At 65.9% G+C, this 24,120-nt stretch carries 26 protein-coding genes; 15 read left to right on the forward strand and 11 right to left on the reverse strand.

All coding sequences use genetic code 11. The annotated features are described in order from the left end of the window. Positions 1–268 (forward strand): hypothetical protein (locus ACWRN3_RS13290; RefSeq protein ID WP_476740912.1); only part of this gene is annotated, 268 nt, incomplete at its 5' end. A 1,023-nt stretch (positions 269–1,291) separates the two neighbouring features. On the opposite strand, the gene ACWRN3_RS13295 is transcribed toward ACWRN3_RS13290, so the two are convergent. Both ACWRN3_RS13295 and ACWRN3_RS13300 read right to left on the reverse strand, forming a co-directional pair. Further along, a complete protein-coding gene (locus ACWRN3_RS13295; protein WP_476740913.1) occupies positions 1,292–2,029 on the reverse strand; it encodes a PASTA domain-containing protein in 738 nt (245 codons plus the stop codon). Between the two features lie 138 nt (positions 2,030–2,167). Next, positions 2,168–3,442, reverse strand: coding sequence for an HNH endonuclease family protein (locus tag ACWRN3_RS13300; RefSeq protein ID WP_476740914.1), 1,275 nt, complete (start codon positions 3,440–3,442; stop codon positions 2,168–2,170). A 408-nt stretch (positions 3,443–3,850) separates the two neighbouring features. Here ACWRN3_RS13300 and ACWRN3_RS13305 point away from each other — a divergent pair, with 408 nt between their 5' ends. Beyond that, positions 3,851–4,243: a VOC family protein gene (locus ACWRN3_RS13305; RefSeq protein ID WP_275182203.1), complete on the forward strand. Its 393-nt coding sequence runs from the start codon at positions 3,851–3,853 to the stop codon at positions 4,241–4,243. Between the two features lie 77 nt (positions 4,244–4,320). On the opposite strand, the gene ACWRN3_RS13310 is transcribed toward ACWRN3_RS13305, so the two are convergent. Both ACWRN3_RS13310 and ACWRN3_RS13315 read right to left on the reverse strand, forming a co-directional pair. Then, positions 4,321–4,920, reverse strand: coding sequence for an SOUL family heme-binding protein (locus ACWRN3_RS13310; protein ID WP_476740915.1), 600 nt, complete (start codon positions 4,918–4,920; stop codon positions 4,321–4,323). Between the two features lie 63 nt (positions 4,921–4,983). Continuing rightward, on the reverse strand, positions 4,984–5,490 hold the full coding sequence (locus ACWRN3_RS13315; RefSeq protein ID WP_255174630.1) for a DUF3592 domain-containing protein: 507 nt from the start codon (positions 5,488–5,490) through the stop codon (positions 4,984–4,986). A gap of 132 nt (positions 5,491–5,622) precedes the next feature. Between ACWRN3_RS13315 and ACWRN3_RS13320 the strand changes: the two genes are divergently transcribed. The 3 genes from ACWRN3_RS13320 to ACWRN3_RS13330 all read left to right on the forward strand — a co-directional run bounded on the left by ACWRN3_RS13320 (position 5,623) and on the right by ACWRN3_RS13330 (position 7,790). Continuing rightward, on the forward strand, positions 5,623–6,084 hold the full coding sequence (locus ACWRN3_RS13320; RefSeq protein ID WP_324644340.1) for a MarR family winged helix-turn-helix transcriptional regulator: 462 nt from the start codon (positions 5,623–5,625) through the stop codon (positions 6,082–6,084). Then, positions 6,081–7,337 carry an MFS transporter gene (locus ACWRN3_RS13325; protein ID WP_324644339.1) on the forward strand — a complete coding sequence of 419 codons (1,257 nt, stop codon included), beginning with the start codon at positions 6,081–6,083 and terminating at the stop codon, positions 7,335–7,337. The genes ACWRN3_RS13320 and ACWRN3_RS13325 overlap by 4 nt, the downstream gene beginning before the upstream one ends. Before the next feature lie 285 nt (positions 7,338–7,622). Next, positions 7,623–7,790, forward strand: coding sequence for a hypothetical protein (locus tag ACWRN3_RS13330; RefSeq protein ID WP_476740916.1), 168 nt, complete (start codon positions 7,623–7,625; stop codon positions 7,788–7,790). A gap of 59 nt (positions 7,791–7,849) precedes the next feature. Here the strand turns inward: ACWRN3_RS13330 and ACWRN3_RS13335 are convergent, their stop codons facing one another. The 7 genes from ACWRN3_RS13335 to ACWRN3_RS13365 all read right to left on the reverse strand — a co-directional run bounded on the left by ACWRN3_RS13335 (position 7,850) and on the right by ACWRN3_RS13365 (position 12,676). Beyond that, positions 7,850–8,236 (reverse strand): VOC family protein, encoded by a 387-nt coding sequence (locus tag ACWRN3_RS13335; RefSeq protein ID WP_476740917.1) that lies wholly within the window; start codon positions 8,234–8,236, stop codon positions 7,850–7,852. 237 nt (positions 8,237–8,473) lie between these two features. Next, a complete protein-coding gene (locus ACWRN3_RS13340) occupies positions 8,474–8,797 on the reverse strand; it encodes a hypothetical protein (RefSeq protein WP_255174625.1) in 324 nt (107 codons plus the stop codon). Positions 8,798–8,915: 118 nt separating this feature from the next. Next, complete coding sequence (locus ACWRN3_RS13345; RefSeq protein WP_476740918.1) at positions 8,916–9,260, reverse strand: iron chaperone; 345 nt, start codon at positions 9,258–9,260, stop codon at positions 8,916–8,918. A gap of 8 nt (positions 9,261–9,268) precedes the next feature. Next, the gene (locus ACWRN3_RS13350; protein WP_324644336.1) at positions 9,269–9,736 is read right to left on the reverse strand and encodes an SRPBCC family protein; all 468 of its coding nucleotides are present in this window, start codon (positions 9,734–9,736) and stop codon (positions 9,269–9,271) included. Between the two features lie 31 nt (positions 9,737–9,767). Further along, positions 9,768–10,685 (reverse strand): 2-hydroxyacid dehydrogenase, encoded by a 918-nt coding sequence (locus tag ACWRN3_RS13355; RefSeq protein ID WP_476740919.1) that lies wholly within the window; start codon positions 10,683–10,685, stop codon positions 9,768–9,770. Beyond that, complete coding sequence (locus ACWRN3_RS13360; RefSeq protein WP_255174621.1) at positions 10,682–11,464, reverse strand: DeoR/GlpR family DNA-binding transcription regulator; 783 nt, start codon at positions 11,462–11,464, stop codon at positions 10,682–10,684. Before ACWRN3_RS13360 ends, ACWRN3_RS13355 begins: the two co-directional genes overlap by 4 nt. A gap of 69 nt (positions 11,465–11,533) precedes the next feature. After that, a complete protein-coding gene (locus ACWRN3_RS13365) occupies positions 11,534–12,676 on the reverse strand; it encodes a Gfo/Idh/MocA family protein (RefSeq protein ID WP_255174620.1) in 1,143 nt (380 codons plus the stop codon). 139 nt (positions 12,677–12,815) lie between these two features. Here ACWRN3_RS13365 and ACWRN3_RS13370 point away from each other — a divergent pair, with 139 nt between their 5' ends. The 10 genes from ACWRN3_RS13370 (at position 12,816) to ACWRN3_RS13415 (ending at position 24,024) form a co-directional block, all read left to right on the forward strand. Further along, complete coding sequence (locus ACWRN3_RS13370; RefSeq protein ID WP_255174619.1) at positions 12,816–13,730, forward strand: PfkB family carbohydrate kinase; 915 nt, start codon at positions 12,816–12,818, stop codon at positions 13,728–13,730. A gap of 12 nt (positions 13,731–13,742) precedes the next feature. Continuing rightward, positions 13,743–14,627, forward strand: a complete 885-nt coding sequence (locus ACWRN3_RS13375; RefSeq protein ID WP_255174618.1) for an aldolase — start codon at positions 13,743–13,745, stop codon at positions 14,625–14,627. Between the two features lie 92 nt (positions 14,628–14,719). Then, positions 14,720–16,009 carry an ABC transporter substrate-binding protein gene (locus ACWRN3_RS13380; RefSeq protein ID WP_255174617.1) on the forward strand — a complete coding sequence of 430 codons (1,290 nt, stop codon included), beginning with the start codon at positions 14,720–14,722 and terminating at the stop codon, positions 16,007–16,009. After that, on the forward strand, positions 16,006–16,962 hold the full coding sequence (locus ACWRN3_RS13385; protein WP_255174616.1) for a carbohydrate ABC transporter permease: 957 nt from the start codon (positions 16,006–16,008) through the stop codon (positions 16,960–16,962). The genes ACWRN3_RS13380 and ACWRN3_RS13385 overlap by 4 nt, the downstream gene beginning before the upstream one ends. A 4-nt stretch (positions 16,963–16,966) precedes the next feature. Beyond that, positions 16,967–17,782 (forward strand): carbohydrate ABC transporter permease, encoded by an 816-nt coding sequence (locus ACWRN3_RS13390; protein ID WP_324644331.1) that lies wholly within the window; start codon positions 16,967–16,969, stop codon positions 17,780–17,782. A gap of 64 nt (positions 17,783–17,846) precedes the next feature. After that, on the forward strand, positions 17,847–19,286 hold the full coding sequence (locus ACWRN3_RS13395) for an NAD-dependent succinate-semialdehyde dehydrogenase (protein WP_476740920.1): 1,440 nt from the start codon (positions 17,847–17,849) through the stop codon (positions 19,284–19,286). Beyond that, positions 19,287–20,030 carry a sulfite exporter TauE/SafE family protein gene (locus tag ACWRN3_RS13400; RefSeq protein ID WP_255174613.1) on the forward strand — a complete coding sequence of 248 codons (744 nt, stop codon included), beginning with the start codon at positions 19,287–19,289 and terminating at the stop codon, positions 20,028–20,030. Positions 20,031–20,073: 43 nt separating this feature from the next. Next, positions 20,074–21,327, forward strand: a complete 1,254-nt coding sequence (locus tag ACWRN3_RS13405) for an AGE family epimerase/isomerase (RefSeq protein ID WP_324644329.1) — start codon at positions 20,074–20,076, stop codon at positions 21,325–21,327. Between the two features lie 182 nt (positions 21,328–21,509). After that, the gene (locus tag ACWRN3_RS13410; RefSeq protein ID WP_476740921.1) at positions 21,510–22,751 is read left to right on the forward strand and encodes an MFS transporter; all 1,242 of its coding nucleotides are present in this window, start codon (positions 21,510–21,512) and stop codon (positions 22,749–22,751) included. A gap of 196 nt (positions 22,752–22,947) precedes the next feature. Further along, on the forward strand, positions 22,948–24,024 hold the full coding sequence (locus tag ACWRN3_RS13415) for a glycerophosphodiester phosphodiesterase family protein (protein ID WP_476740922.1): 1,077 nt from the start codon (positions 22,948–22,950) through the stop codon (positions 24,022–24,024). Positions 24,025–24,120: the final 96 nt, after the last annotated feature.

A 24,120-nucleotide genomic window follows, 5' to 3' on the forward strand; every position in this document is an offset into this window, starting at 1 on the left:
TTTGAAACCAGCTAAAAACACCAAACCACACCACAGGGGCGGCACGATTCGGCAAATTCAACCAATTACATACATAATCGGTATCAACAAACTTGGCACACTATTGAGTTCTCAAACAACAGACACACCCGGCACCACCCAAACCAACGTTCAGGATCGCTCCGGAGCAACTTTTCAAACTTACCCGATCCCCACCCCCGAAGCAAATCCATCTTTCAGGATTCACACCGAATTGAAGACCGCCCCCACCCAGCAACAGCACGCATAAAAGCGAACCATTTTCCAGGCCGTTCAAAAAGGGGGGTTGGCCGCTATTTTTCCGCTTCAGCGGCGGCGACTCAGAAAACAATACCCGCACACAACCCCCACCGCAAATCGGGCGGAAGGAGGGGGAGAATCCGCGGAATTCCGGGGCAGAAGGGGCGTTCCGGGCACCCAAGCGGCCTGCCGGCGTCGTAATCCCGGAATGTGCCTTGCAACACAGCAGCCGTGGTCTGCGCACTTCGGAGTCCGAAGTTCTCGGGCTCCCGCTTCTTGGGCTCCCCGATACGGGCGGCCGGCCCCCGCCCTGCTGACACACCCATCGCACTGGCGGGGGCCGACACATCCACAACTTTTCAAAAATTTTATGGGCCTACCCAAACAGGGATAGGGCTTGCATCCTCGCCGAGGCTACCGCGGGCTCGCACAGCTTCCTGAAGTATCAGCCGGCAATGAAAGCTTGAGTCTGATCTTTTGTGCCGTCGCAGGCCCATCAGGCGGTGTTGTCCAACTGTTCCATGCGCTAATCAGACTGGAGTCGGTGGTCTGGTTGGCCAAGTTCTGCGCCCCACTTAGATTTACAAACGAGGCTTCCGCGAGTGCCTGAATGTCAGACCTCACAGTAGTGGGCCAAATGACTTTTTCGTCTGACAACTTCTCGATCATGCTGCGGTAGGCATCACGTAAAGTGGCCGCTTGAGTCCGGGTCGCCTCCACATCCATTGGCTTGAGCTGCAGCGCGGCTGAAGTTCTGTCGGAGGCAATATTCGTGGGGCAGACAATGGAGAGTAGTATCTGCCTGCTTCCTCCGTGCTCAGTACGCTAGGGGTGGGACTGGGTGCGGCACTGACAGGCTGTGCGGCTTCCTGGGAGCCGACAGAGGGGCTGTCGGCTTGAGATCCTGTTGCGCACCCGGCCAGTAGTAGAACGCCAATGGCTCCCAACGCGTAGAGCTTCTTCAAAGCAACTCCTCATAGTTCATTTTTGTCATCAGTGGCCAGTACCCAAAGCTCGGGCGAGCCGCCCCAAGCTATTGACGCCAACGCGAACGTGAATCAGTAGCTGACGGCTTGCAGGTGTATGTGATTCCTTTGTCGCTCAGTCCGACTGCGCCCGTGGGTGAACAGAAAGCACCTGGTGTTGCGCCTCCTGCAGCAGCCGGCGCAGGAGCGGGCGCTTGCACGGCCTTCTGTGCTGCCTGCGCCGCTGCCTGGTCAGCTGCTGCCTTGGCAGCTGCGTCCCGGGCCGCCTGATCGGCTGCAGCTTTTGCAGCGGCAGCCTGGTCGGCGGCGGCCTTGTCAGCTGCTGCCTTTTCAGCAGCGGCCTTCGCGGCTGCAGCCTGTTCAGCTGCAACTTTCGCAGCTGCTGCCTTTTCAGCGGCGGCCTTCTCCGCCGCCACGTCGTCGAGGTTCTTGACGCCGAGGTGCACCGTGGAGCCCTTGGCAGCCTGCGCCCCGTTGGCAGGATCCTGGGAGATCACCTGCCAGTTCTTCTCGGCAAAAATTGATTTGCCATGCACAGTGTCCACGGACTCAACCTTGAACCCGAGCTTCTTCAATTGGTCTGTGGCCTTATCCAACGTCAGATTCACCACGGCCGGCACTACGACGGTCTCCGTTGTCTGCGAGACAGCTGTAGCGGTGGCGGTCCCGGTTGGCTGCGTCGCCGCCTGCTTGCCGCCGCACCCTGTCAGCATGAGGCCGGTCAGCAGAACCAACGCCACTGACGCCTTCATCCTGCCCATCGCTGGAACGGTGTTTTCTTTCATGTTTCCCCCTGGGAATGCTTGTGATGGTGTTAAGAATCAGGGCCCGGAATGACCGGACGTGACGTGCCTACTCGCAGGCGACGCCGTCGGAGTCACGGTCGAGACCGGCGTGGTCCGGCCACGCCAACGATTGGAGCGTCACTTGTACCAGACGGCGACGCCCTTGTGATGTGAGCATGTACCTTGGTGGGTTGCCGAGTAGGACAGCGTTCCGTCCACACACAGCGCCGTGGCCCCTCCACCAGCAGGTGCCGGCGCGGGTGCAGGGGCCACTCCAGCAGCAGGTGCCGGCGCGGCAGGAACCGGGGCCACGGGCGCCGGTGCAACCGGTGCGGGCGCCACGGCAGCGGGTGCGGGTGCCGGTGCGGGTGCTGCTGGAGCCGGGGCAGGTGCGGGTGCAACCGCAACGGGTGCCGGGGCAGCCGCAACAGGAGCCGGAGCCTGCTGGTTTGTCGGCGCCAACTGCCCGGCGCAGTCGCCAAGGATCCGGGCAATCGCATCGTGCTCCGCCTGGGTGACCCACAGCCCGTACGTCGCCTTCACCGAAACCTGCCGCGCAACGTACTCGCACCGGAAGCCCTTCGCCGGAGGCAGCCAGGTGGCCGCGTCGCCGTCGCCTTTTTGCTGGTTGGTGGGCCCGTCCGTGGCCTGCAGGTTCAGCGGATCGTTGGCAAAAGCTGTCCGCTGCTCCGCCGTTAGCTGCTGCGCGCCCTTCTGCCAGGCGTCGCTCAAGGCCACGACGTGGTCAATCTGGACGGCACTGCTGGTCGCGGAACCCCGCACAAAGCTGATGGTTTTGCCCGTGTAAGGATCGGCCAGAGTTCCCGACTGCACCTTGCACGGCACACTGTTCGTGTATGAAGTGCCGGTGAGGTCGCGTTTGAGGATGTCATTGCGGGTATCGCAGCCATTCCGGTCCACGTCTGCCCATGCCTGGCCGAACTGCGCCCGGTCGTATCCGGTCTTCGGTGCGCGGCCCTTGATGGGCAGGGCAGCCAGCAGATCCAACGCCTTGGTGGCGTAGGCAGGCTGCGCGTTGGGCGCGGTTGCGGTGACGCCGGAGGCAAGAACGTATGGGTTCTCCGGGTCCAGCGGTTCGCCCGTGGCGTCGGCAGTGGGACTAGGCGTGGACGACGGCGACGCCTTGGCTGTTGCGGTTGGGCTCGCTGTCGATTGGGTGGCCTTGGCAGTGCTCTCCGATGAGGCGGCCTGCAGGTCAGTGCCGGCCACCCGCGGCATTGCGACGGCACCCCCGATGAAGAGCGCCAAAGACGCGGCTATCGCGACGGCTCCGGCTTTCCGTTTTGCGGGAAGCCATGCCCAGGATCGGCGTCCGGTAAGGAGGACGTAGAGGCCGGTGAGGGCCAGCGAGATGGCCAGGACAACCAGGGCCCCCGCGAATCCGCTGCGCATTGACGCCAAAAGCATAAACAGCGCGGTAATCGCCCCAACAATAAACGTTGAATAGCGTGGTTTCCGCGGCGGCTTCGGTGCCGGAGCGGACGGAACAAACCCCATAAGGGTTTCGTAGTCGGACATTCTTTCCCCAATTACAGGAGGCCCGAAAACCCGCGCCCCCGCATTTGCCGGGCCTGCTGCTTAGCCCGGTAAAGTCATCGTCGACGAGCCTATGCCCCGTTCCGGGCTCAATACGCGGCCTTTCAGGATCCTCAGCGAACATTCAGGAATTCTTGATGCGAGCTTGAGGAAAGACTGTCGCAATACGCTGCTGCTGCTTAATAAATTCGCGCCCGGCAAGGCCATCGACGGCATTTTCAGCCTCCATTCCCTTGGAACAAGGCCGAAGATAGAGTGGGCTGCATGCAGATGCGCCTCGAGGTTGTACAGGTACCGGTTTCAGACGTCGACAAATCAAAAGCGTTTTACACGGAAAAACTGGGATTCATCCTGGACCACGATGTGGAGCACATTCCGGGCATGCGCGTGGTCCAACTGACTCCCCCGGGTTCTGCCACATCGGTGGTGATCGGCACCGGCATGACCACCATGACGCCGGGCAGCCTGGAGGGCCTCCAACTGGTTGTTCCCGATCTCACCGAAGTCCGCAGCGAGCTGGTCCGGCGCGGTGCAGATATCAGCGAGATCCAGGACCTTGGCGGCGTCCTGTTCGCCTACTTCAGCGATCCTGACGGCAACCGCTGGGTCATACAGGGCCAGACGCAGGAGCACGTCCGGGACGCACACAGGGCGTAGGAAGAGCGGACCGACGGTGGAGCGGGCGTCAGCCGCAAACCCACCAAAGCTGAGCGGGCGTCAGCAGCGGCACGCCGTTACGACGACGGCAGCACGGCCTCAACGGGTTCCAGCACGTCCTGGACCACCTCGTTGTGGCGCAGGAACCAGGGTTTGAACGGCGGGTCAAAGCGGGCGAACCTGGGCGCGCCCACGGGAGTCAGGCCCGCCAGCGTGAGCGCCGCCTGCAGTCCGTTGTTGCGCCGTTCAAAGGCCGATGCCGAGCCGCTGCCCGAAAAGCCCAGCACCGCCGCCAAAGAACCACGCACCGCCCGCACCCTGACCTTGGGGTCGTCGGGCACCGGAGCAGTTTCCGCGGTCACGCCGGCAGGCAGGACAAAGGCGACCGAGAATTCGGCGGCCTGCCCGGCGCCGGGCAGCGGACCGCTTTGGAGTACGGGCGTTGTCATTGCGAGCTTCTGTGGTCCCGGTTCCTGGATCACCGGGGCGGTCATGGCAAGTTTCTGCCGGGCAGTGTTGCTGCCGCTGATGTAGTTGAAGAGATACCGGAAGGCGGCGTTGCCCGCGCGGTCAAAATTCGCGTTCACGGTCACCTCGGCCACCACGTAATCCGGATACCGGCGCAGTTCGAAGTGCGGATAACGCCGGATCAACTCATAGGGCTGCTTTTCAGTCATGGTGCGCAAAGCCTACGCCCGTCCGGCAGGAGCGGATAGACCAGGGGCCGCGACCAGGCTCTGCTACACCACCTGTTGCGTCCCCCGCGCCCGGGACCTGGCGCGCAGAACGGCGCTGCCGACCAGTGCGACCAGGAGGAGGCCCATCACGCCGAATATGGCAGTCAGGACCACGCCCACGCCACGGACCCACACACCATCGCTCTCATAGCCGGGCACAATGGCCCGGCCGGGATCAGTCTCGGCATAGATGACCGTGACGCTGCTGCCCACCACGGGATGCTGGTCGTGGTCCACGGCGGCGAACGTCTTGCGGGGCAGCCCATCCGCGGCCGTGTAGTCGACCCTGATCCTGCGCTCCGAAGCCTTGGTGACGTCGTCGAAGTGGGCGATCGTTCCGGTGGTCTGCGCTCCAATCCGTGCAAGCTCTTCATCGGCGTTGATCATGAAGCTGCCCACGCCGATCATCACCGGACCAAGGCATAGGACCAGGAGGGTCACCGCCAGGTTCAGTTTCCCCTTCCACGACAGCCAGGGTTTACGGTTTCCGTCAATTCTGCGCCCAGTCACGGCTCCCATTCTGCCGGAGCTGTCGGCAAAACCACATGGGCACCCATTGCCCTCAACAACCAGCTGCGCCATAATAATTAGCAGAACTAATTAGCAGTGCTAATAAAATCCGCAGGAGGCGCATCCACCTACATGTCCCCCACCCAGACGCAAAACCAGGCAACCGCAGACCCCACTGCCCCGGATACCCTTGCCATCGATCTCCGAACCGCCGTGATGCGTACCTCGCGCCGGCTCCGCGTTGAGGCAACAGGCGAAATCATCACCCCCGGCCAGTACACGGTGCTGGCCCTGCTGAACGGCAGCGGTCCCAGCACCCTGCGCGCGCTTGCCGAAAGTGAACACGTCCAGGCACCGTCCATGACCAGGATCGTCAATGCCCTCGCCGACCAGGGCTTCGTTACCCGGTCCGCCAATCCCGACGACGGCCGGCAGGTCCGCGTGGAAATCACCGATGCCGGCAGGAAAGTCCTGGCAGAGGCCCGGAGCCAGCGCACCGCCTGGCTCGCCCGGCGCGTGGCCGGACTCAGCGAGGAAGACCGGCTCACCCTCAGCCGCGCGGCCCGCATCATGCAGGAAATGAGCGGCAAATGAGCGCGATGTTCCGGGCCCTGGAGAACCCCAACTACCGCATCTGGGCCAGCGGCGCGATCGTCTCCAACATCGGCACCTGGATGCAGCGCGTGGCCCAGGACTGGCTGGTCCTGACCGTCCTCACCGACCACTCAGGTGCCGCCGTCGGCCTCACCACGGGCCTGCAGTTCCTGCCTATGTTGCTGTTCGGCCCCTACGGCGGGGTATTGGCGGACCGCTACCGCAAGCGCATCATCCTCATGTGGACGCAGCTGGCCATGGGCTTCACGGCCCTCGCCATCGGCCTCCTGGTGGTCACCGGCACCGCCCAGCTGTGGCATGCCTACGTTGCCGCCTTCTGCCTGGGCGTGGCCAGCGCCGTGGATGCACCCGCGCGCCAGGCCTTTGTTTCCGAACTGGTGGGCCAGGACAACATTTCCAACGCCGTGGCGCTCAACTCCGCGTCCTTCAACACGGCCCGGCTCACCGGTCCTGCGATCGCCGGCGTCCTCATCGCCTGGGTGGGTACCGGCCCGGTGTTCCTCCTGAACGCCGCGAGCTTCGCCGCCGTCCTGGTCTCGCTGTTCCGGATCCGCACCACGCAGCCTGCCCCCGTTGCCAAGGGAGAGCGGAGCAAGCACCAGGTGGTCGAGGGCATCCGTTACGTGCGGCGCCGTCCGGACCTGATGCTGATCATGGTCCTGGTGGGCATCCTGGGCGCGTTCGGCATGAACTTCCCGGTGATCAACTCGCTGATGGCCACCACTGAATTCAGCATGGGCCCGAGCGAATTCGGACTCCTCGGCTCCATCATGGCCGTGGGCACGCTGGCCGGCGCGCTCCTGGCGGCACGCCGCTCCGGACCGCGGCTGCGGTTCCTGCTGGGCGGGGCACTGGGACTGGGGGGCTTCACCATCCTGGGCAGCGTCGCGCCGACATTCTGGGTGTACGCGGCCATCCTGATCCCCGTGGGCTTGGCGTCCATCACTTTCCTGAACAGCTGCAACACCAGCATCCAGCTCTCCGTGGAGCCACAGTTCCGGGGCCGCGTACTGGCCCTCTACCTGGCCATCCTCCAGGGCGGCACTGCCATCGGTTCGCCGCTGGTGGGTTGGGTCGGCAGCGAGTTCGGCGCGCGCTGGTCCGTCGCGGTGGGCGGCATCGTGGTGCTGCTCGCTGGTATCGCCGCCGTCATCGTGGTCACCAGGCGCAACCGGCTCACCCTGCGTGGCGCACTCCGGATGGCCCTCGGCAGGCGCGAGCCCGCAGTCTGAGCTTCACTGTTACGGGACGGGGCTTCACTGTTGCGGGGCGGCCACGATGTCCACGGAAACTTCCACCGCCGGGACCGTTCCCTTGTTCTCGAGCCAGTGGGTGGTGTGGCGGTCCTCCGGCCAGCCCACCCCGGCCCGTAGTCCGTGGCCACCCCGTCGCGGTGGTCGGTGATGGTCCCCTGCAGGACATAAACGGTCCCGGGGCGGCCCACGTGGTCATGGAGGGGCCCGAAAACTCCGCCTGGCTCGATGGTCACCATCCGCATCCGGAGTTGGCGCCCGTCCATGCCCTCGATCTCCCCGGCAAGATCCACCGTCGACAGAAGCTCCATGGAGACGCCCTTTGTCTCCGGCACCACTTCTTCCACGCCCACCGCTTTCCCTTCCCTCCGGACTGCTGACGACGGCGGCGCCGGCCTGCCGCTGCCACGCACCCGGGTGCGGGTGCGGTAGGCGGCACGTGCCGGCGTCGACCGCTTTATTGCTGAACCTCCTGCTGCAAGCCTTGGCCGTCAGGACGGCATGGAGGAGATGTTCAGGATGTTGCCCTCGCTGTCCAGGAACCACGCTGCCTGGCCGTATCCCTCCATCGTTGCGATGCCGTTCTCGGTCTTCAGCCCTGGCATGTCGTAATCCTCGAAAACGACGCCGCGGGCCCGGAGTTCGTCCACGTCCCGCTGAACGTCGTCCGTGGCCCAGCCAATTTGCGTGTTTTTGGCCGAACCGGCGTTGTCCGTCTGGTAGATCAGGAACGAGGTTCCCTTTCCGCACCGATAGACAAGGCCGCCGTCCGCCATTGTCCGCTCGGGCTCAAACCCCAGCTTGTCCCGATAAAAATCCCGCGCCCGGTCGATGTCCTTGGCCGGCAGCACAGCCATGACTTCCATATCTTTGAGCATGACGAATCTCCTTGTGCTCTGATGGCGTTGCTCTCCCCCTGAAATGGTCCGGCCGTCCCCCGCCGGGCGTCGTGGCCGTCCTTCCCGCCGATTGCCGGGGCGGCCGCCTGAAACCCCTGGGTCCGCCGCGGCGCAGAACAGCAGCGGGAGGTTCCCGAAGTCTACGAGGCCATTATGGGACCGAAAATCCCACGACGGAATAGGGGATTTAAACGGCCCTGAAGCGGCCTCCCCCTGCTACTTACGTGCCACCCAGATTGCTTTACGCAGGGCAGCGCCCGCTACGGATACGAGGGGAACCAGGCATACCAGCGCGACGATGGTGTTGGGGCGGAAGGCCGGACGCCCATTAACCGTCCGGTAGATTCCCAGTGGCACAACGAACCCGCCGCCGCCTCCGCCGGAGGCGCCGTCCTCCGACTCCGTGCCGCCGCCGAAGCCGAAGGACACCAGCGCCACGGGCACGATCTCCTCCCCGCCCAGGTTGACGGGGGTGCCGTAGGCGCGGGTGACGCCCATGTTCTTAAAGGATTCTGCAAGGGACGCAAGAGTGTCAGCCATGGCCCTCACGTTAGGGCGCCAGGCGTGGCTGCAGGAAGGACCATAAGTCCTGAGGAGCCTCCTGGCGCACTGGGAAGCGGGTACCCTGCTGCCGTGCTGGCCGGCGCCGTCCGCTTCTTTACTTCCGGATCTCGGCCATCCGCAGCCGAACAATGTCTTCCAGCACGTCGTCGGGCACGGGGTGGTCCGCGGTGAAGCGGATGGTCCCCCTGGACAGCGAGTACCCTTCCAGCCGCCCGGCCACCGCTTCCACCACCGCGCCGGAAAAGGGAAAGATCGACAGGTGTTTTGCCGCCGGGACGGCTGCCAACAGCGGTTTGCCCTCGAGTTTCAGGGCGGGCATGCCGTAGCTCATCCCTTCCGTGGCCTCGGGAGCCAGAGAGCGCGCAGTCTCCACCACATGCTGCAGGCAACTGCGGTCGGGTTCATCCAGCGCGGCCAGCGCCTCGTCCACGGCGCCCAAGGGGAACCTCAGCTCTTCCGGGCCGCAACGGTGGAAGCCAGCGCGGCGAGCCCGCGCTCGAAGTCAGCGCCCACCATCTTGTCCATGTCCATGAACAGCGCGAACACCCTGCCCAGGCCCTTGTTCTCACCCGTCATCCGCCAGGTCACCTCGGTACCGGTGTCCACCGGGGTGAAGCTGAACGTGGTGGGGTTCAGTGCCTTGAACGGCCTGGTGAACTGCAGCCGGATCCGGATCAGGCTGGCGGGTATGGATTCTGTGAGTTCCATGGTGCCGCTGCCGGCCCTGCGGTTGCCGCTCCACTCGTACCCCGCGCCGGCGCCGGCCTCGTTGCCGAAGTAACGGCGGCTCATGCCCGGGTCAATCGTTTCCCAGGGGGACCAGGCGGTCCATTCGTGGAAGTTGTTGACCAGGGGGAAGATCTGCTCCGGGGAGGCAGGGATGACCGCCGTGCGGCGGACGTCAAAAGTGGACATGGGCTTAGCATAGGGGCCGGAGCCGCTGGCGTTAAGGGAGGACGACGTTCAGGGGGTCCTTGCCCTCGAGCAGGAGGCCGATCTGCTTCCTGAGCAGCCGGACCATCCGGGGGAACATGGCCGAGCTGGCGCCGCCGACGTGCGGGGTGATGAGCACGCCCGGTGTGGTCCACAGCGGGTGGTCCGCGGGCAGCGGTTCCGGGTCGGTCACGTCCAGGGCAGCCCGGAGCCGGCCGCTCGATGTCTCGGCGAGCAGGGCGTCGGTGTCCGCCACGGGGCCGCGGGCCACATTGACCAAAAGGGCTCCGTCCGGCATGGCCGCGAGGAACTTGGCGTCCACCAGCTGCTGGGTCTGCTCACCCAGCGGAACACTGACCACCACGATCTCGTGCAGCGGCAGCTGCTCGTAGAGCGAATCGATTCCGTGGATGGTCCCGCGGTCGTCCTCACGGGCGCGGCTGGCCATCCGGGTGACGTCGGTTTCGAACGGCAGGAGCCGGGCTTCGATGGCCTTGCCCACTCCGCCGTAGCCCACCAGCAGCACCCGCCGGTCGGCCAGGCTGGGCCGCTGGCTGTTGTCCCATGTTCCGGTTTCCTGGTTCCGGACAAAGTCCGGGATGCCCCGCTGGGACGCCACCATCATGCCCACGGCGAGCTCCGCCGTCGACGTTTCATGGACTCCGGCCGCGTTCGCGAAGGTGACGCCCTCGGGCAGGACTGCGGCGACGCCGTCGTACCCGATGGACTGGCTCTGCACCAGGCCCACGTCAGCGCCCTCCAATGCGGCGAGCGCCGACGGTTTGCCCATGTAGCCGGGCACCAGCAGGTCCAGCCGGCCCTCCGGCGCAGGTCCATCAAGGTCCCACAGGACAAACTCGACGCCGTCCATGGGCGCCAGTGCGTCCAGCAGGTTTTGGGCGGGCAGGCAGACGCGCAGCGGGGCCGTCACGCGGCGACCATCAGCTTCACGTTGGCGGCGCCCAGGGCATCCTCGATTTCCCGCGGGGGCGGGGCGTCCGTCACCAGGATGTCCACCGCATCGAAGGCCGCAAGCCGCGCCAGCGCGTACCGCAGCATCTTTTGATGGGTGGCGACCACCACCACCTGTTCCGCTGAATTCATAAGGGCGATCTTAGTGGCGCGTTCCACGTCCCGCTCAATATAGAACGCCTCGTCATGGATGCCGGTCACGCCGATGAAGGCTGTCTTGGCGCGCAGGCCGGCCGCCGCCGTGACCGTCATGGGGCCGTTGAACGCCTGGCTGTCCAGCAGCAGCTCCCCGCCAAGGCAGATGGTACGCGCTGCCGTGAGCTGGAGGCAGCGCTGGATGGCGGGGGCGGAATGCGTGATGATGGTGCCCGTGAAGGATGTGGGCAGCTCCTGCGCGATCTGGTAGGTCGTGGTGCCGGCATCCAGGATGATGGCGTCCCGCTCGCCAATCAACGAGATGCAGGCACGCGCCACCCGGAGTTTGGCATCCGAATCCTCCCTCACCCGGGCGGCGAAGTCCGCGTTCTGGCCATGACCGTCCACGGCGCTGACGCCGCCGTGCACCACCCGGGCCAGTCCGCGCTTGGACAGGACCCGGGTGTCACGCCGCACGGTCATGTCGGAGACCGCGAACGTCTCCGCCAGGTCGTTCGTGGAAATGAAGCCCCTCCGGCCCAGCTCGTCCAGGATGGTGCGCTGGCGGGGCGTCAGCGGCGCCTCTTCATGTGCGGTGCTCATAGCTGCTCTTCCCTCCCCAATGTGCCGGGCAGGAGCCTGGCGGGATGTTGGACTTCCAACAAAATTCTTCTATGAACGTACCCCGGAAACAGCATTGGCAAGCTCCACGGGGCGTCCTTCCGTAATGGAACGTTCCGCCGCGAGGCCCATCCGGACTGACTGCAGTCCGTCGGCAACCGTCACTTCGACGGGACCTTCGCCGAGGATGGCCTTCCGGTACCCCAGGTGCTCGTAGTACGTGGACCCGTGATGGGCACCGGCCGCGAGGACGGCCTCGTCCACCGGGACTTCGTGCTTTTCGGGGCCCAGCGGGGACCGCGGGCTGAACTCCACGGTGGCTTCGGCCTCATCTCCTGGGATCCAGTGGTTGGCTGCTACCGGGATCAGCGTCTCGATCTTTGCGGCATCACCCACGATGGAGATCCGTTCCTGGAATTTGGATCCCTCGGCGAACATGGACAGTTCCAGCATGGCCCGGCGGCCGCCCTTGAAATCGACAATCACGTAGGCGTTGTCCACCATGTCGGACACCCGGCCGTCGTAGACCTCGTCCATGTGGTTTACGTCGTGGCCGCCGCTGGCGTACACCCGGACAGGCTCATCCTGCAGGATCAGCCGCATCAGGTCGAAGAAGTGGCAGCACTTCTCCACCAGGGTGCCGCCGGTGCGCTCGGCGAAGCGGTTCCATGCGTCCACCTTGTGCAGGAACGGGAAGCGGTGCTCCACGATGGAGAGCATGTGGATCTTCCCCAGCTTGCCGCCGTGCGCCGCCTGGATGACTTCCTGCACCGGCGGCATGTAGCGGTACTCCATGGCCACCCACACCGGTGCGGGGTAGTTGGCGGCGAGGGCTTCCAGTTCGTCCGCCTGCTCCGCGCTGGTGCACACAGGCTTTTCCACGAGCACGGGCAGGTTGGTGCCGCTGGCGAAGACGTCCTTCAGGATGCCCAGGTGCGTGTCGTTGGGGCTGGCGATGACTAGGGCGTCCACCAGGCCCGAGGCCAGGAGTTCCTGGTGGGTGGCGAACGTCTGCACCTCATGTCCGATCTCCGCGACCGTCTCTTCCAGGGACGACGGTGTGGGATCCGAAACTGCGGTGACGAGGCTGCCCGGAATTAGTGCAAGGTTCCTGACATGTTCGCGGGCCATGTGGCCGGCTCCGATGAGGCCGTACCGGATAGTCCGGGGTGATTCCGCAGTAGGCAATGACATGAGCTGCTCCGTTTCTCTACGTTGAGGGGGCGGGACCGCGGCGTTGCATCCCAAACACAACTATACAGAAAGTGTTGTTTTTCCAACATAGCGTGTGTATATTTCTTCAATACCAGCCGGAACTACAACGAGGTGGAACGTGCCCCAACCGTCAACTGGAACCCTGCTCTTCGTAGGCTGCGCCACCCTTGACTCCATCGCCCTGGTGGAGGATTTCCCGGCCGCGGACAGCCGCACCGTCGCCACGGATTTTGCGACGGCGGGCGGCGGCCCCGCAGCCACGGCAGCCGTCGCGGCGGCCCGGGCAGGCGCCAGCACCGCCTTCGCCGGCGTCCTCGGCACCGATGAAGAAGGAGACCGCATCATTGCCGGGCTCCAGGGGGAAGGCGTGGACACCTCCGCAGTCATTCGCGATCCGGGCGTCAAAACCGGAGCCAGCGTGATCGTGGTCAGCAAGGCCACCGAAAGCCGGGCCATCGTCACCCGGCCAGTGCCGCCCGTCAGTTTTCCCGCCGCCAGCCGCTTTACCGAGCTGCTGCAGTCCGCGGCCTGGGTCCACGTGGACCACCTGGGCTGGAACGCAGTTGCCACGGTGCCCGGCTTCAACCCGGAGGACCTGAACCTCAGCGTTGACGCCGGCAATCCGATCCCCGCCTTCACCCCCCGCGGCGTGGCGCTCTACGTGCCCACCATTGAAAGGCTCCAGGCGGAGTACGGCGCGGGCCTCTCCCCCGAGGCCCTCCTGGGCAAAGCGCTTGACGACGGCGCCTCCGCCGTCGTCGCCACCGCCGGCTCCGAAGGAGCCTGGGTTGTGGAACGCGGCGGCGAACCGGTCCACATCCCGGCCGCCCCCGCCACCATCGTCTCCACCCTCGGCGCCGGCGATGTCTACCACGGCGCCCTGCTGGCGGCCGTCGCCGCCGGCCTTCCGCTGGTGGACGCCGCAGTGTTCGCCGGCCGCACCGCTTCCGCCTCGTGTGGCGGACTGGACGGCCGCTCCGCCATCCCGCACCAGACCATCGCCCCTGTCCCAGTTTCCAACCTGTCCAGCTGAAAGAAGCAGCCCATGAGCCACACCGATCTTTCCCCCCTGCAGCGCCCGTCCGGCGCCTTTGCGATGCTTGCCGTCGACCAGCGCGAAGCCATGCGCAACATGTTCGCCGAGCACACCGACCAGCCCGTCACCGACGATGACCTGCGCGACTTCAAGCTCGAGGCCGCCCGTATCCTCACCCCCTACGCCTCCGGCATCCTCATCGACCGCCAGTTCGCGCTGGACCAGGCCATCGACGCCGGTGTGGTGGATTCCAGCTGCGGGCTCATCGCCTCCGCGGACCACTTCGAATCCGCGCACGGCGAGCTGGTGGGCGAGGTGACCATCGACCGGCTGGTGGACCCGCACAAGTACAAGGCCCTGGGCGTCAAGGCCCTCAAGCTGCTGGTGCTCTACCGCCCGGACGAGCCCGCCGAGGGCCGGGTGGCCATGGTCCGCGAATTCGTGGACAGCTGCCGGTCCGCCGGGCTGATCAGCATCATTGAGCCCGTGTCCCGCAAGCCCCTTGCCGGTGGCGACTTCGACTGGAACGCCGGAATCCTGGCCGCAGCAAAGGAACTGGGCAGCCTTGGCGCCGACCTCTACAAGGCCGAGGTCCCCTTCAAAGGACAGGCCTCCGAGGATGATGTCCGCGCGGCCTGCGCCGAACTGACCAAAGCCATCGACGGCCCCTGGGTGGTCCTATCCAGCGGCGTTCCCGAGGACGTCTTCCCCGACGCCGTCCGGTGGGCCTGCCTGGAAGGCGCCAGCGGCTTCCTCTCCGGACGCGCCGTCTGGGCATCCTGCATCGGAGCCCCCGACGTCGTCGAGTCCCTGTCCACCGACGCCGTCCGCAGGCTGCAGCGCCTCTGCGCCGTGGTTGACGACGTCGTTTCAGCACAACGGGCCCACGCATAGGCACCGTCCAGGCGCCACAGCGTCCTCCCCGGGGCAACCCGTTTCCGCAGTAAGCACACAAGGCACAGCAAACACTCAACGAGGAGATTATTGTGAGTCAGATTTCACGCAGGCAGGCTATGGCCATTCTCGGAGCCCTGGGCTTCGGCGCCACGGCGGCGGCGTGCGCAGGCCCCGGCGGTTCCACCTCGCCGGCCGGCGCCTCCGGACCGGCAGCCCCGTCCACCGGCGCAGTGACCGGCAAGGTGTCCTTCGCCCACTGGCGCGGCGAGGACAAGGCCGTGTTCGACGAGCTCATTAAGCGTTTCGCCGCCAAGCACGACGGCGTGGAGGTGGCCCAGGACATCTCCACCTCCAACGACTACAACGCACAAGCCCTGCAGAAGCTGCGCGGAGGCTCCATCGGTGACGCGTTCGCCACCTTCCGCGGCGCCCAGTTCAAGAACTTCAGCGAAGCCGGGATCTACACCGACCTCAAGGACAGCAAAGCCGTGGCGAACTACCAGAAGGGACTGTTGTCCGCGGGCCAGAGCGGCAACAACCAGCTGGGCCTGCCGTACCAGGTGGTGTTCCCCATGCCCATGGCCAACGTGGACCTCTTCGACAAGGCCGGCGCGGAAATCGCCCCCAAGAACTGGGATGCGTTCCTGGCGATGTGTGAAAAACTCGCCTCCGCCGGGGTCATCCCCATCTCCTGGCCGGGCGGCGATGTGGGCAACGGCGGCCAGTTGTTCAACTGCATGATTGCCAACAATGCCCCGGTGGACGACATGTGCGCCCAGATCGAACAGGGCAAGCTCAAGTGCACCGATGACTGGTTCATCAAGATGCTCAACCAGTACAAGGACCTGAAGCCCTTCGTACAGCCGAACGCCACGGGCACCGCCGTGGAGCCGGCGCAGAACCTGTTCTCGCAGGGCAAGGCCGCCATGCTGGCCACCGGTTCGTACCACATCGCCGCAGTCCGCGGCCTGGGTGCCAAGTTCCCCATCGACCTGGTGTTCCCCAACACCACCTCCGACGGCAAGGGCAAGTATGAAGGCGCCTACAACGCCACCTTCATCCTGGGCGTCAACTCCGCCAGCAAGAACCAGGCCGCCGCAGCAGCCTGGATCGACTTCCTCTCCGAGCCCGAGAATGCGGGCTATTACGCCAACCAGACCGCCCAGCACGTTTCGGTGGACAAGGTGGAATACACCAACCCGGACCTGAAGCGGCTGAGCCCCTGGCTGCAGAAGAAGACCGCGCTCGCCGCCCGCTTCCAGTTCAACAACCTTGATGTCCGCAACGCGGTGGAAGCCAGTGCCACGGCCGTCATCTCCGGCACCAGCCCGGAGCAGGCAGCCGCTGCCGCCCAGAAGATTGTCGATGAACGGCTATGAGCATCCATCCCGGAACCGCTGCGAAGCACAAGGCGCCGGAGGACCAAACCGCCGCCAGCGCGGCCAAGGTGCGCCGCCGCTCCCCCACCCGCGTGAATCCGGCACTGTACCTCTTCCCGCTGCCGGCCGTCGCCGTCGTCGCCTTCTTCCTGGTGATGCCCACGCTGCAGGCCTTCCAGTACGCCATCACGGACTGGAACGGCTTCTCGGCGGCATTCAACTATGTTGGCCTGGACAACTTCATCCGCGCGTTCACCAAGGACTCGCTGTTCACCAATGCCCTGACCAACAACCTGAAGTTCGTGCTGCTGGTGGTCATCGCGCAGACCCTCTTCTCGCTGATCCTCGCCCTGCTCCTGACGAAGAACTCCCGGGGCAGCATCCTGCTCCGGGCGCTGTTCTTCTTCCCCACCATCCTGTCCTCGGTGTCGGTGGCCTTCATCTGGAAGTTCATCTACGACCCCAACTTCGGGCTGGCGAACTCGGTCCTCAGGACCGTCGGAGTGGACGGCGGCGCCTATCTCGGCAACGACGCCCAGGCCCTGTACTGGGTTGCCGTCACCCAGGTGTGGTTCCACTCGGGCCAGATGATGGTGGTCTACATTGCCGGGCTGCAGGCCATCCCCCGGGAACTCTACGAAGCGGCGGAGATGGACGGTGCCAACAAATGGCAGCAGTTCAAATCAATCACTTGGCCCTTCGTTGCCCCGGCCACATCCATTGTGGTGGCCTACACCACCGTGCAGTCCTTCAAGGCGTTCGACCTGATCCTGGGCATCGCGGGAAATCCGCCCAAGAGCTCCCTGGACATCCTGTCCACCCGCATCTACAGCACCTTTGCCAACTCGGAATTCGGCTACGCCGCCGCCCAGTCGATCATCTTCATGGCGATGATCGCCTTGGTCACCTGGCTGCAGCGCCGCCTGCTCCGGCTGACCCCGAAGGGGGACTAGCAGCATGCTCGCCTCACTAAGCCGCCGCGCCATCCTGGCCATCTACGCGGTCATCATCATCGTTCCGCTGACCGTGGTGGCCTTCGGCAGTTTCAAGACCACGCAGGAACTCTTCGCAGGGCCCTTCAGCCTGCCCCACTCGCTCTCCGCAGACAACTTCACCGAAGTGGTGGGCGGCCAGAACCTCGGCTCGTCCTTCATGAACAGCGTGATCGTCACCGGCATCTCCGTGCCGCTCACCCTCTTCCTGGCCAGCCTGGCCGGGTACGCGGTGTCCCGGCTGAAGGGGTTCATGTCCTGGGCCATCTTCGGGTTCCTGGTCCTGGGCATGGCCATCCCGGCGCAGGCCAACATGGTCCCGCTCTATGTGCTCTTCGGCAGGCTGGGCCTGCTGGACAATCTGGCCGGCCTGATCCTGGCCAACGTGGTCTCCACGCTGCCCATCGCCGTGTTCATCCTGGGCGGGTTCATGCGGACCCTGCCCAAGGAACTCTACGAAGCCTCCTCGATTGATGGCAGCGGTCCGTGGAAGACCTACTCCTCCATTGCCCTGCCGCTGTCAGCACCCTCCATCGCTGCAGCCGCCATCTTCCTGTTCGTCATCCACTGGAACGAACTCCTCTACCCGCTGCTGTTCATCCAGACCCCCGGGAACCGGACGCTGCCGCTGGCGCTGCTCAGCTTCCAGGGCGAGTTCCAGACCAATTACCCGCTTCTGTTCGCCGGCGTCATCCTGGCGTCCCTGCCCGTGGTGGTGGCGTACGTCTTCCTGCAGCGCTACTTCGTTGCCGGCATCACGGCAGGCGCCAGCAAGGGATGAGTACGACGACGGCGGGCAGCACCTGCGGCGGCAGCCCCCTCCCAGCCAACGAAAGGCACCATTCATGAACCTCAAGTCAGCCCGGCACCTGATCGACGGCAGCTGGCACACCGGCGGAACCGCCAGGGACGTGACGGACCCCGGCAACGGCAGCACGGTAGGTGAGGTGGCCTGGGGCACCGCCCAGGAAGCCACGACAGCCGGCGACGCCGCGGCCGAGGCCTTCAGGTCCTGGTCGCACACCACCGCACGCCACCGCGCCGACCTGCTGCGCAACGCTGCCGATCTCCTGGCAGAACGCCGCGACGAGCTCGCACACACCCTGGCACTCGAGGCCGGCAAACGGCTCCCCGAAGCTCAGGGGGAAGTGGACTTCTCCGTGGAGTACTTCCGCTGGTTCGCCGAGGAGGCCCGCCGCGCCACCGGCACCGTCAGCCCGCCCGAACTGCAGGGCCGCCGCCACCTCAGCACCCGCAAACCCCTCGGCGTGGCCCTCAGCCTGACGCCCTGGAACTTTCCGGTGTCCATCCAGGCCCGGAAGCTTGCCGCAATGCTTGCCGCCGGCTGCACAGTGGTGGGCAGGGTGTCAGAGAAGGCCCCGCTGGCCGCCACCGGCCTGTTCGAGGTCCTGCACGACGCCGGGTTCCCCGCCGGTGTGGTGAACCTGGTCCACGGCCCCTCCCGCGAAATCACCGCCGCCCTGATGTCACACCCCGCAGTCCGGGCCGTCAGCTTCACCGGCTCCACCGGGGTGGGACGGCAGATCATGGCATCCGCCTCGGAGCGCGTGGTCCGGCCGCTGCTGGAACTCGGCGGCAACGCACCCTTCATCGTCTTCGAGGACGCCGACCTGGACGCCGCCGTGGACGGTGCCGTCCTCGGCCGGCTCCGCAACACCGGCCAGTCCTGCGTGGCCGCCAACCGGTTCCTGGTCCAGGACAGCATTGCGGAGGAATTCGCACGAAAGCTGGGCGCCCGCTTTGATGCCATGAGCATCGGCCATGGAGTTCCCGACGACGGCGGCCCGGTCCCGGATCTCGGTCCCGTCATCGACGCCGAAAGGGTGTCCGCGGTGCAGGCACTGGTGGACGACGCGATCGAACGCGGCGCCCGGCGGGTCACCGAGCGGACTTCCGTACCCGGCGAAGGTGCCTTCATGGCACCCACGCTGCTGGCCGACGTCCCCGACGACGCGCTCCTGGTGACCGAGGAAGTCTTTGGCCCGGCGGCCGGCGTCGTCACCTTCTCCTCGGAGGAAGAAGCGATCCGGAAGGCCAACGCCACCGAGATGGGCCTGGCCGCCTACGTCTGGAGCGGCAGCCCCAGGCGGGGCTGGGACATCCCCGAGCAGCTCGAAGCCGGCATCGTGGGCGTGAACGATCCCCTCCCGTCCGTGGCCTTCGCGCCCATGGGCGGTGCCAAACAGTCCGGCCTGGGCCGGGAAGGATCAAGCCTGGGCCTGGAGGAGTTCGAGGAGGTCCAGTACGTGGCCTGGAGGCCGTAAATGCTGACCACCGGCCTGGTGCTGGGCGCCGTCGTCATGGGTGCCGGGATGCAGCGCGTCACCGGCATGGGCTTCGCGCTGGTGGCCGCCCCCTTCCTGGTCCTGCTCCTGGGGCCGGTGGAGGGAGTGGTGCTGGTGAACGTGTGCGGGGCCGTGACGGCGGGGGCCATCATCTTCCGGGTGGTAAAGGACATCGACTGGAAGCGCTACGCCGCGCTGGCGGCTTCGGCGCTGCTGGGCATCATTCCAGCAGCCTTCCTGATCCGGCTCATTCCGGCACCTGTGCTGGAGATCTCGATCGGAGTGATCCTCGCCGTCGGCCTGACCGTCCTGCTGGTCCTGAAATCCGCCACCCTGCCGGAGCGCCGCCGCTACCTGTTGACCGCCGGCGGCCTCAGCGGCTTCATGAACACAGCAGCCGGGGTGGGTGGCCCTGCCGTCAGCATGTACTCGATAGCCACCCGGTGGCAGCACAAATCCTTTGCGGCCACCATGCAGCCGTACTTCTTCACCATCGGTACGTTCTCGCTGATCTCGAAGGCCATCACGGCTCCCGCGACCTTCCCCGTGCTGCCGCTGGCCATGTGGCTCGCCGTCGCCGTTGCCTGCCTGGCAGGGCTGGTACTCGGCGACCTCGCCGCCAAACACGTCCCGGCCCGCGCCGCGCAGATCCTCCTGATCATCCTGGCCTACCTGGGAGCGGCCGCCACCATCATCCGCGGCGTATCCGACGCCGTGGGCTGACCCGACCTTTTCACTTGCACCAACACCAGAAAGAGGACATGACATGACGTGGCTCGACAGCCCCGCCCACGCCCGATGGCTCGAGGCGGAAACCGACCGGCTGATCCACTTCGCCGAGGCCTCCAAGGTCCCAACCGGATTCGGCTGGCTGGACAACTACGGCAAGGTGTTCGCCGACAAGCCCACCCATCTGTGGATTACTGCACGGATGACCCACAGTTTTGCCGTTGCCGCCCTGATGGGCCGGCCGGGCGCTGCCACACTGGTGGACCACGGCATCGCAGCCCTGAACGGGGCCCTCCACGACGATGAGTTCGGCGGCTGGTACGCCGAGGTCGATGAGAATGGCCCGGTCAACGACACCAAGTCCGGCTACCAGCACTCCTTCGTGCTCCTGGCCGCTGCGAGCGCGGTCGCCGCAGGGCGCCCGGGTGCCCGTGAACTGCTCGACGAGGCACTGCGGGTAGCCGACACGAAGTTCTGGGACCACAAGGCCAACATGTGCTTCGACTCGTGGAACCGGGACTTCACCGAGACCGAGGCCTACCGCGGCGGGAACGCAAGCATGCACTCGGTGGAGGCATACCTCATCGTGGCCGATGTGACCGGCGAGAACCGCTGGCTGGAACGGGCCCTGCACATCGCCGAGGTGCTCATCCACGACTTCGCGCGCAACAACAACTACCGGGTGTTTGAGCACTTCGACCCCGAGTGGAAGCCGATGCCGGAGTACAACACGGACGACCGTGCCAGCCAGTTCCGTGCCTACGGGGGAACGCCGGGCCACTGGGTGGAGTGGGCGCGCCTGCTCCTGCACATCCGGGCCGGCCTTGAGGCCAGGGGCATGAACGTCCCGGACTGGCTCCTCGAAGACGCCCGCGGCCTGTTCGATGCAGCCATCCGCGACGCCTGGGAACCGGATGGCCATCCTGGTTTCGTGTACACCGTGGACTGGGAAGGCAAGCCGGTGGTCACCACCCGCATCCGGTGGGTACCAGCCGAGGCAATCGGAGGCGCAGCGGCCCTGTACATCGCCACCGGCGAGAAGAAGTACGCGGACTGGTACGAGCGGATCTGGGACCACGCCCGCGACTGGTTCATCGACTACGAGCATGGATCCTGGAAGCAGGAACTCGACGAGAACGGAAACGTCACCTCCACCGTGTGGTCGGGCAAGGCTGACATCTACCACCTGTGGCACTGCCTGGTGGTTCCCCGCCTTCCACTGGCACCCGGGCTGGCTCCGGCGGTTGCCGCCGGGCTGCTTGACGCGCGCATCAGCGGAACCCGGGCTTAAGAAGAGGGCAGCGTTGCCCGCCGGCAGCGGGAACCGGCGGGCAACGAAACGGGGCGGGGCAGGGCGGCCGCGCGGCGACGTGTCACAGCTATGACACGCCATTTGATCCTGTAAATTTAAGGGAGGAATTGCAGGCGAGCATAGCCGCGTTCCAACCCCACCCTTTGAATGGACGCTCCCCCATGTCTTCCGCGATTTCCGCGCCGTCCCCTGCCCGTTTTCCCTACGCCGCAATGGTGGTCCTGGCCACCATTGCGTTCACCGCCATTACCACCGAACTCCTCCCGTCCGGGCTGCTGCCGCAGATCAGCACCGGCCTTGGCGTCTCCGAGCCGGTGGCCGGTTATCTTGCCGCTGCCTACGCCGCAGTCATCGTTGTCACGGTGGTCCCGGCGGCACGGCTGCTGGGGAAGATCCCGCGGCATGCCCTGCTGGTGGGGCTGGTCCTGACCTTCGCGCTCAGCAATGCACTGGTGGGACTGGCACCGGACTTCACGTCAGCGATGATCGCCCGGCTGGTAGGCGGGCTGGCGCACGGACTGCTCTGGACCACCATGGCGCCGTTCGTTTCCCGCGTGGTTCCGGCCGACAAAGTGGGCAAGGCGCTGGCCATCGTGTTCAGCGGCAACAGCCTGGGCCTGGCCATCGGTGCACCGGTGGGCACGGCCCTGGGCGGATTCCTGGGCTGGCGTGCCGCGTTCCTGGTGCTCGCCGGGTTCGGCGTGGTCCTGACGGTCCTCGCGTTTTGGCTGCTCCCCCGCGTCCAGCGCATTTCCGACGCCGCCCGTCCGTCCCTGCGCAAGGCGATCGGCCAGCCAGGCGTGAAGTCGGTGGCGGTCGCCTGGCCGCTGCTGGTCCTGGCGCACTTCGCCCTGTTCACCTACATTGCACCCTTTATCCGCGAGGCGAACCTCCCGGACTACGCCACGAGCCTCTCCCTCACGGTGCTGGGCGGCTCCGGCCTGCTGGGCATTTGGATTGCGGGGCTCACCGTGGATTCGCGTCCCCGCCGTTCGCTGCTGATGACGACGGCGGCCATCGCCGCATCCATGTTCCTGCTGCCGCTCGCCGTGGGAAACCTGCCCGTGGCCCTGGTGCTGATGACCATCTGGGGGGCGGGCCTGGGCGCCATCGGCATCTACAACCAGTCCGCGATCCTCCGGGCTGGCGGGGAGTACAGCGAGGCCGCCAACGGGCTCACGGTCCTGACCATCCAGCTGGGCATCACCATCGGCGCGCTCTACGGCTCGGCGGCCCTGGTGGTTGGCGGCCCGCTGCTGGTTCCCGCCGCGGCGGCAATCCCGGTGGTCGCCGCATTCGTGATCACGCTCGCCGGCAAGCGGTACGCCTACCCGCCGGGCCCGCGCGAACGCATCTGGCTGGAACCCCGGCCGGTCACTGACAAGGTCAAGGACCCCGCCTGATCCCTGCATCGGTTGCTCCGTAAGTGCCGTTTTGAGCCGCCAAAAGGACCGGTACGGAGCAATCGATGCGGGGGCAGGGCAGAACCTGGCGTTAATCTCCCCTCCAACTGTGTGAACCCCGGCCGCAACCTGGCTGGCCTAGCGTAGGCGGGTCACCCGGCACTGCCGAAACCCGTCACCAGGAGGAACCATTCCCATGCGCACAGTCCTGACCGCTGCGGCAACCGCCGCCCTGCTCGCCGCCGCCGTCGCCTCCCCCGGCGCCGCCTTTGCCGCCGGAACCGCTGACGCCGGCACGCCGTCGTCGAACGCTGCCGGTACCGCCACCTCAGCCATCACAACGAACGAGCGCAACGGCTCCTTCGACCTCCAGGCGCACCGCGGCGGCCGCGGTGAGCGGACCGAGGAGTCGCTGGCGGCGTTCGGCAACTCCCTGAAGCTCGGAGTCAGCACCCTGGAACTGGACACCCACCTCACCGAGGACGGGAAGATCATCGTCTGGCATGACGACACCATCCAGGCCAACAAGTGCATCGACACCGCCCCGGCCACCGCCGGTGACCCTGAGTTCCCGTACGTCGGCCGCAGGGTGGCGGAGCTGTCCCTGGCCCAGGTCAAGACCCTGAACTGCGGCTTCATGCAGCTGCCCGGCTTCCCGGAGCAGGACGTGATCGAGGGGAACCGAATCGCCGAGCTCAAGGACGTCTACCAGCTGGCGGAGCAGTACAACGCCAAAAAGGTCCGCTTCAATGTGGAGACCAAGGTGGAGGACGGCAAGGCCGGCGGCGACGGCATGGTGGCGCTGACCAAGGCCGTGGTGGCAGAAGTGCAGGCGTCCGGCGCCGCGGAACGCACCACCATCCAGTCCTTCGACTGGTCCTCGCTGAACCTCACCAGGAAACTGGCGCCGGAACTCACGCTCGTTGCGCTTTCGAGCGGGGACGCGTGGATGCAGGTGGGCAAGCCGGGTGCCGCGCCTGAGCTGGGCGGCATCGACATCGACAACTACGACGGCTCCCTCGCCAAGGCTGCCGCCGCCCAGGGGTACAACGTCATCTCCCCCACATTCAGCTCTGTCACCCCGCAGATGATCGCCGAGGCACACCAGCTGGGCCTCGCCGTCATCCCCTGGACCGTCAACAAGCCCGCAGACATGGAACGGCTGATGGACCAGGGCGTGGACGGCATCATCACCGACTACCCCACCCGCCTGCGCACCCTCATGGATGAGCGCGGCCTGAAGCTGCCCAAGGCCTACGCCCCGCAGGCATAGTTCCGCGGATCAGGGCCCTGCGCTGGCCCCTCCTGCGCTACAGCCCGACGGCGGCTGCCGGACTTCCGCTGGGGGAAGTCCGGCAGTTGCCGTCGT

The sequence above is a fragment of the Pseudarthrobacter sp. rb genome (genome assembly GCF_056389225.1).